Here is a 7,167-nt window from a genome sequence, read left to right as displayed (position 1 = left end):
CGATCCCCTTCCGTCTACTACTCTCTGTAGAGGGGTGACATTCCAGTCACCGGTCAAGAACCAGTTAGTTTGGGAGGTTGCCTTTATTGCATGATAACCTCCCACGCCTTCACGGCGCACCATAGGATCCAAACAGGATGATTTTCAGGATGCGGCCGCGCTTCTTGAAATCTGCCGAGCCTCCCTTCAGCGCATCCTCGAACTCGTCACGCAGCACCTCCAGGACCCGAGCGAGTTCCCGTCGCTTGAGCGGCGGCAAGTGGTCGATGCTGGACTTCATGAACAATGACGAGTCTTTCATGGGCATGAGATTGCCATAAAGGAGCTTGCGCTTGGAATCCACAGGTTGCGCGAAAACAGTGCGGAAAGCAACAAAAATGTTGCATCAAAAATTGGAGAAATATACTAGACTTTTGTAAAAAATATATAAATACGAAAGATACCTATACACACAGCCGCGAAATTCGACGAAAAAACGCGATTCTGGCGGAAATTTGATGCAGCATAATTGCGCATGATTTCCAGCCGCGAATGAAGGGCTGATGGATGAATCCGGTCGTTTGTTGATTTGCGCTGAGAGTTGACCCGGGATTTGCACTGAGAAGTGACCCGCCTTTTAGGTATCGTTCGTGTCGGTCGTCGTGGTCAAGCTTCTCCGTTTCTCCTTTGCCGTTTTGGGTTCATGTGCAGAACTATTTTTGAAGCGGAAGCTGTCGTTTCCGGTTTCGAGGATGTGGCATGGGCATCCGCATCGCAGCGATGAACCGCGCGCTGATGGCCTCTTATCGCGGAAACGACGAAAAGCCAGGTATTTCGAGGGAAGGTGGGACATGCAGCACCAATCTGCGCGGTCTGGGGCCGTGAAATTAAGCTGGCGTTCGCTCACCAGAGGCAGGCGAATACACTTTTCTATTTCTTGGCTTCGGGCATGTTCAATGTGTATCGCGTGTGGCGACGCTCGCCGCTCCGGCTCATTGCTCCCTTCTCCACCATATCCTGAAGGTCGCGTGTTGCAGTCGCGCGGGAGGTTCCTGTGATCGAAATATAGTTTTCGGCGCTCAATCCACCTTTGAAGCCTTCGATCCCTTCTTTGAGCATACGGGAGACGACCTTGTGTTGACGCTCATTGAGCTCGTCTCGGAAACGGTCATAGAATTGTCCTTTGCGAATATAAAACGCGATGCGGGCAAGGGTGGTTTGCTGCGCGTCCAATATGGTCTGGGAGAAATAGATGAGCCATCCAGTTACGTTGAGCGTGCGCTGATTTGCTTCTAGTTCGCCGTAATACGCCTTGCGGCTCTTTTCGATTGTGTATGCAAGTGAGGTTAGGCTCGGTTGCCCGATACTTTGCGCAAGCGACTTTTCCGCCAGCGCTCGGCCGATCCTGCCATTTCCGTCTTCGAAAGGATGGATGCTTTCGAAATAGAGGTGACCAATTGCGGCCCGCGTCAGAGCGGGTAGGGGAAATGTGCCTGCCGGTGCGGATCTATTGAACCATGCCAGATACGCATCCATCTCGGGCGGTACTTGTCTGGAAGGTGGCGCCTCGAAGTGAACAACTGGCTTGTCGAAACGTCCGGACACGATTTGCATTGCATCGTCGTGCGTCCGATAGCCGCCAATCGTAGCAATGTGACGGTTTCCAGCCATCAGCATGGAGTGCCAGCGGAAGAGGGTCTCATGAACGAGCGGTTTGGACCAGCTCTCGAAGACATCGATCATCATCTCGGCGATACCACGTTCCTGAGGCCGGATTGCTCGGTTGTCGGCATCAAGGCCGAATTGCCGGCGTAATGACGACTGGACGCTCAGCCGATCGAGCATCTCGCCTTCGATCTCAGAGGTCTTGACGGCCTCGTCGCTTAACAGCTCAATGCGTAGTGACTGGCCATCCTCGTCATCAAAGTGCCGCACCGCGCCTATGATTTCTCCCGAGGACCTGAGAAATTGCCGCTCGAGTGGCTCGAGCGCTTGAGGGTTATAGTTAAAATGCGGCCAGTCGGTCTGCGTCCAATTCCAGTGCATGAGTTATAGCCGTTATTTCTATAACTCAAATTTACACAATTTGTGAGGCATAGCAACGGAGTTTATCGCTCATCACATGTCGGTTAACGTAAAGATTGCCAGTTTGGGCTACATTATCAGACGTGCCGCCCGCCCATTCTTCCGTTCGGCGTTGTTATAGTAGCTTGCGGCCTGGGCCACAGACTTATGCAGCGACTGCTGCATGGCCTCCTGCAGGGGAATGCCGCGGTTGGCGGCTTCCGTCAGATAGCCGGACCGCAGCCCATGCGCCGAAAATGCCTGCGGATCCAGGCCTGCCTGCTTGCAGCGTGTGACGCCACTTGAAGTCGTTCCTCAAAAGTCTCGCTGAAATGTGCCAGCGCTCTTTTGGAACCAGTCGGAATGAAAAACAGCACATACGTGCAACCGCTTCCCCCGGATAGAGCGTTGGTGGCCGCAAGCGGTCATCCGGCGAACGGCGTGCCGGTAGTCGGTGGGTGGCATATAATAGCGCTACGCTTTCAACGGAATTTCGGTGGTAACTTAACCGGAAACGAGCGATAAGGCAGCTTTGGGAAAGCAGTTATCTATACGATATCATTTGCTAAAGTTTGCGGTCGGAAGGCTTCGCCATTGCTTCTCCTGTCCGCAGGAGGGACAGCACAACAACGAAAAAGACCGGGACGAAGAAGACGGCAAGGACTGTGGCCGAGATCATGCCGCCGAGCACGCCGGTGCCGATCGCGTTCTGGCTGGCGGCACTCGGTCCCGTGGCGATCGCCAGCGGCACGACGCCGAGCGTGAAGGCAAGCGACGTCATGACGATCGGGCGGAAGCGGACGCGTGCGGCTTCGATCGCCGCTTCAAGAAGGGACCTGCCCTCGGCATAATAATCCCTGGCGAATTCGACGATCAGGATGGCGTTCTTTGCCGAAAGGCCGATAATCGCGATCAGGCCGACCTTGAAATAAAGGTCGTTCGGCATGTCACGAAGGATCGCCGCCAGCACGCAGCCGATAATGCCGAGCGGCACCACCAGCATGACCGACAAGGGGATCGACCAGCTCTCGTAGAGACCTGCGAGCAGCAGGAAGACGAAGAGGATGCTGAAACCGAAGAGGATCGGCGCCTGGCTGCCGGAGGAAATCTCCTCGCGCGATTGGCCGGACCACTCGTAGCCGAAACCTTGCGGAAGGTCTGCGGCGATGCGTTCCATCTCGGCAATGGCCGCGCCCGAAGACTTGCCCTCGGCCGCCTGCCCGGTGATGCGGATCGTCGGATAGCCGTTATAGCCGACGATCTGCGGATCGCCCTTGCGCCAGTCGGCGGTTGCGAAGGACGAGAGCGGAACCATTCCACCGCTGGCATTGCGGACATTCAGCTTCATCATATCTTCCACCTGCATGCGGCTGCGGCCATCCGCCTGCACGATGACCTGCTGCATGCGCCCCGCGTTCGGGTAGTCGTTGATATAGGAGGAGCCGAGGTTCGCGGTGATGGCCTCGTTGATGTCGGTAAAGCTGACGCCGAAGGTGTTTGCCTTCTCGCGATCAATGGCAAGCTTGATCTGCGCGGCCTCCTGCATGCCTTCCACGCGCACGTTCGTGACCATGCTGTTCTGCGCCGCCTTGGCGATCAGCTCTTCTCCGGCCTGTTTAAGTGCCTTCTGTCCGCGCCCGGCGCGGTCCTGCAGCCGGAAGGAAAAGCCGCTCGTCGTGCCGAAGCCTTCGATCGGCGGCGGTGAAAGCGCGTAGGAGGTGGCGTCTTTCAGGCCGGCAAGCTGTGCATTGACGCGCTGGGCGATGTCCGGCACCGAGCTGCCGGCCGGCCGCGCGCTCCAATCCTTGAGCGTGACGAAGGCGATGGCTGCGTTCGGCCCGTTGCCCGCGAAGCTGAAGCCCTGCACGGCGAAGATGTTTTCGACGGCGGGTTCGGCCTTGAAGATGGCCTCGACCTGCTTCAGCGATGCGATCGTGCGATTGGCGCTCGCTTCCGGCGGCCCCTGTATGTCGACGATCAGGATGCCTTGATCCTCCTCCGGCACGAAGGAGCCCGGCAGATTGACGAAAAGATAGCCGAGGCCCACGACGAGCGCGAGATAGACGGCCATCATTCGCCAGGACCGTCGCGCAAGGCCGGCGGCGGTCTTGGCATAGCCGGCAGTCATCCCGTCGAACTTGCGATTGAACCAGCCGCCGAGCCCCTTCCTGCCATGATGGTCGCCGTCGATCGGCTTCAGGAACGTGGCGCAGAGCGCCGGCGTCAGCGACAGCGCCAGGAAGGCGGAGAACATGATCGAGACGACCATGGTCAGCGAGAACTGGCGATAGATGATGCCGGACGCGCCCGGAAAGAATGCCATCGGGATGAAGACGCAAGAGAGCACCAGCGTAATGCCGAGGATGGCGCCGGTAATCTGCTTCATCGCCTTCTGGGTCGCAGCTTTTGGCGGCAAACCCTCTTCCGCCATGATGCGTTCGACGTTTTCGACCACGACGATAGCGTCATCGACAAGGATGCCGATCGTCAGAACCATGGCAAACATAGTCAGGACGTTGATGGAGAACCCCGTCACATACATGATCGCGCAGGTTCCGAGCAGCGCGATCGGCACGACCAGCGTCGGGATGAGCGTGTAGCGCAAGTTTTGCAGGAAGACGAACATCACGATGAAGACAAGCGCGATTGCCTCGAAAAGCGTATGCACGACCTTCTCGATCGAGGCATTGACGAAGGGACTGGTGTCGTAGGGTATCGAATACTCGACGCCCTTCGGAAAGAATTTCGACAGCTCGTCCATCTTCGCCTTCACGGCTTTGGAGACCGCGACGGCGTTGCCTGTCGAGGACAGCTGGATGGCGAGGCCGGCGCTCGGATTGCCGTTGAGCCGGCTTGCGGTCGAATAGTTTTCCGCGCCGTCCTCGATGCGCGCGATATCGCGCAGGCGAACGGTCGAGCCGTCCGGATTGGCCCGCAGGATCACCTCGCCGAACTGCTTTGCATTGCTTAGCTGCCCTTCGACGATGACCGTCGCGGTCAGATCCTGGCTGACCGGATTCGGCGTGGCGCCGATCTGACCTGCGGCCACTTGCGCGTTCTGCGCGGTGATCGCGGCGCTGATGTCGGCTGTCGTCAGATGAAGGCCGACCATTTTGTCCGGGTCGATCCAGACGCGCAGCGCCCGCTGCGAGGCGAAGAGCTGCGCACGGCCGACACCCGGCAGTCGCCGAAGTTCGCCGAGAATGTTGCGGTTGACATAGTCGCCGAGCGCGATCTCGTCCATCTTGCCGTCGGTGGAGGTCAGTGCCGCGATCAGCAGGAAGCCGGCGCTGGCTTCCTCGACTTGGATGCCTTGCGTCCTGACCGTCTGCGGGAGCCTCGCCTCGACGCGGCGAACCGCGTTCTGCACGTCGACCGTTGCCTTGCCGATATCCGTTCCGGAGGCGAACGTGGCGTTGATGCCCACCGAGCCGGAATTGTCCGACGTCGACTCGAAATCGACGATGCCGTGGACGCCGTTGAGCTCCTCTTCAATCAGGCGGGTAACGCCCTGATAGATTTCCTGCGGCGAAGCGCCGGGATAGGAGGCGGAGATGGAAAGCTGCGGAGGAGCGACGGCGGGATATTGAGCCACCGGCAATAGGGGGATCGTAATGGTTCCCGCGATTATGATGAAGAATGCAAAGACCCATGCGAGAACGGGTCGCTTGATGAAGAACTGTGCCATGTGTGACTTACTTTGCGGCCTGGTCTGAGATGCTCTGATCTGCCTTTTGCGGCGACCAGGGTTCAGCGACGACCTTGCCCCCCGGCGTGACTTTCTGGATGCCGTCGGCGATGATGGTTTCGCCGTCCTTCAGTCCCGACAGGACGATCCATTCAGGGCCGAGAGCCGCACCGAGAACGACGTTGCGCACGTGAGCCGTCTGGTCGGCGACGACGAACACTTGAGGTGTTCCCTCGGTATCGCGCGTCACGGCTCTTTGCGGAACGGTAATGCCGCCCCGCTGAACGGCCTGCTCGATGCGCACGCGCACATACATGCCCGGCAGGAGATCGCCTTCCGGGTTGGGGAATTCCGCGCGCAGCGTCACCTGACCCGTATTGGGATCCACGCTTGCGTTCGAAAACAGCAACTTGCCCGGCTTGCCATAGGCTTTTCCGCTGTCGAATACGAGTTCGACGCTTGCCTGTCCGGGCGCCGGGCTCTGCAGCTTGCCCTCGCTGACTGCGCGCTTCAATGTGAGGAGATCCTGCGCCGACTGTGTGAAATCGGCATAGACCGGATTGATCTGCTGGATGAGCGCAAGATTGGACGCGCCTTCGGCGGTCACCAGCGTTCCTTCGGTCACGAGAGCACCGCCGATGATGCCGGTGATGGGTGCCCGCACCTCGGTATAATCGAGATTGATCTTCGCTTCGTCGAGCGCCGCTTGCTGTGCTGCAACATCGGCGTCGGCTTGAGCGAGATTGACGGCGGCCGTATCGTAATCGACTGCGCTTATGACATTACGTTCGCGCAGCGAGCGCTGGCGCTCAAGCTGCTGCTTGGCGTGGGCCTGGACGGCTTTCGCCTTCTGCAGTGCCGCATTGGCGCTTGCGACGCGGACCCGAAACAGCTTCGGATCAATGCGATAGAGGATATCGCCCTGGTGCACGAGGCTGCCTTGTTCGAAGACGCGCTCCAGCAGGATTCCCGAGACGCGCGCGCGCACCTCGGAAATCCTGGTTGCGGCAATGCGCCCGGGAAGCTCGCTCATGACCGGTACTGGATGTGCCTTGATTTCGAGCACGCCGACGGCAGGAGGAGGCACCTCGCTGCTCGCCTGGCTGCGCGCCTGGCTTGAAGCCAGCGCGAGCATGGCTGCCGCCGCCAATAGCGCCTTCCAGCAAGGCAGTTCGAATGCAGATCGCATAAATGTATTCCCAATTGACCGTAGCAGGGCGAGTTGGTCGTCCGCGCCTTGACGGCAGAACCTATTTGAAGAAACCGCTTCAGCGCTCGTTGCGAGCTGCAGGGGCACTTCGTCCGAGCCTAAGCAAACATCGGCATTGTTGGTCTTTGGTCGACGTTTTGTGGAGGTTTCGTGAACGGGTGAGCGGGAGCGTTGACGCGGAGGCCCTGTCTGGCGTTTCTTCTTCGGGAAGGGGGTGCGGATGGAC

General features: G+C 58.8%; 4 protein-coding genes and 3 pseudogenes. 1 reads left to right on the top strand and 6 read right to left on the bottom strand.

Translation table 11 applies throughout. The features are described 5' to 3' along the window. Positions 1–121: 121 nt before the first annotated feature. Both HGP12_RS33595 and HGP12_RS34725 read right to left on the bottom strand, forming a co-directional pair. Positions 122–307 (bottom strand): annotated as a pseudogene (locus tag HGP12_RS33595) (hypothetical protein); the annotation flags it as partial. A 309-nt stretch (positions 308–616) separates the two neighbouring features. After that, a pseudogene (locus HGP12_RS34725) lies at positions 617–739 on the bottom strand (ATP-binding protein); the annotation flags it as partial. Here HGP12_RS34725 and HGP12_RS34585 point away from each other — a divergent pair. Further along, positions 739–864, top strand: a complete 126-nt coding sequence (locus HGP12_RS34585; RefSeq protein ID WP_281408297.1) for a hypothetical protein — start codon at positions 739–741, stop codon at positions 862–864. The pseudogene HGP12_RS34725 and the gene HGP12_RS34585 sit on opposite strands and share 1 nt — an antisense overlap. A gap of 45 nt (positions 865–909) precedes the next feature. On the opposite strand, the gene HGP12_RS33585 is transcribed toward HGP12_RS34585, so the two are convergent. From HGP12_RS33585 to HGP12_RS33570, 4 genes and pseudogenes are all read right to left on the bottom strand, one after another. Then, positions 910–2,025 carry a Fic family protein gene (locus HGP12_RS33585; protein WP_168844251.1) on the bottom strand — a complete coding sequence of 372 codons (1,116 nt, stop codon included), beginning with the start codon at positions 2,023–2,025 and terminating at the stop codon, positions 910–912. Between the two features lie 108 nt (positions 2,026–2,133). Next, positions 2,134–2,334, bottom strand: a pseudogene (locus tag HGP12_RS33580) (integrase); the annotation flags it as partial. Between the two features lie 274 nt (positions 2,335–2,608). Continuing rightward, entirely contained in the window at positions 2,609–5,731 is a 3,123-nt protein-coding gene (locus HGP12_RS33575) for an efflux RND transporter permease subunit (RefSeq protein ID WP_168844250.1), read from the bottom strand. A gap of 7 nt (positions 5,732–5,738) precedes the next feature. Beyond that, positions 5,739–6,866, bottom strand: coding sequence for an efflux RND transporter periplasmic adaptor subunit (locus HGP12_RS33570; protein ID WP_246703663.1), 1,128 nt, complete (start codon positions 6,864–6,866; stop codon positions 5,739–5,741). Positions 6,867–7,167: the final 301 nt, after the last annotated feature.

Source organism: Rhizobium sp. P28RR-XV (assembly GCF_012641385.1).
Lineage (GTDB): Bacteria > Pseudomonadota > Alphaproteobacteria > Rhizobiales > Rhizobiaceae > Rhizobium.
This window is presented reverse-complemented; position numbering and strand designations above follow the sequence as displayed.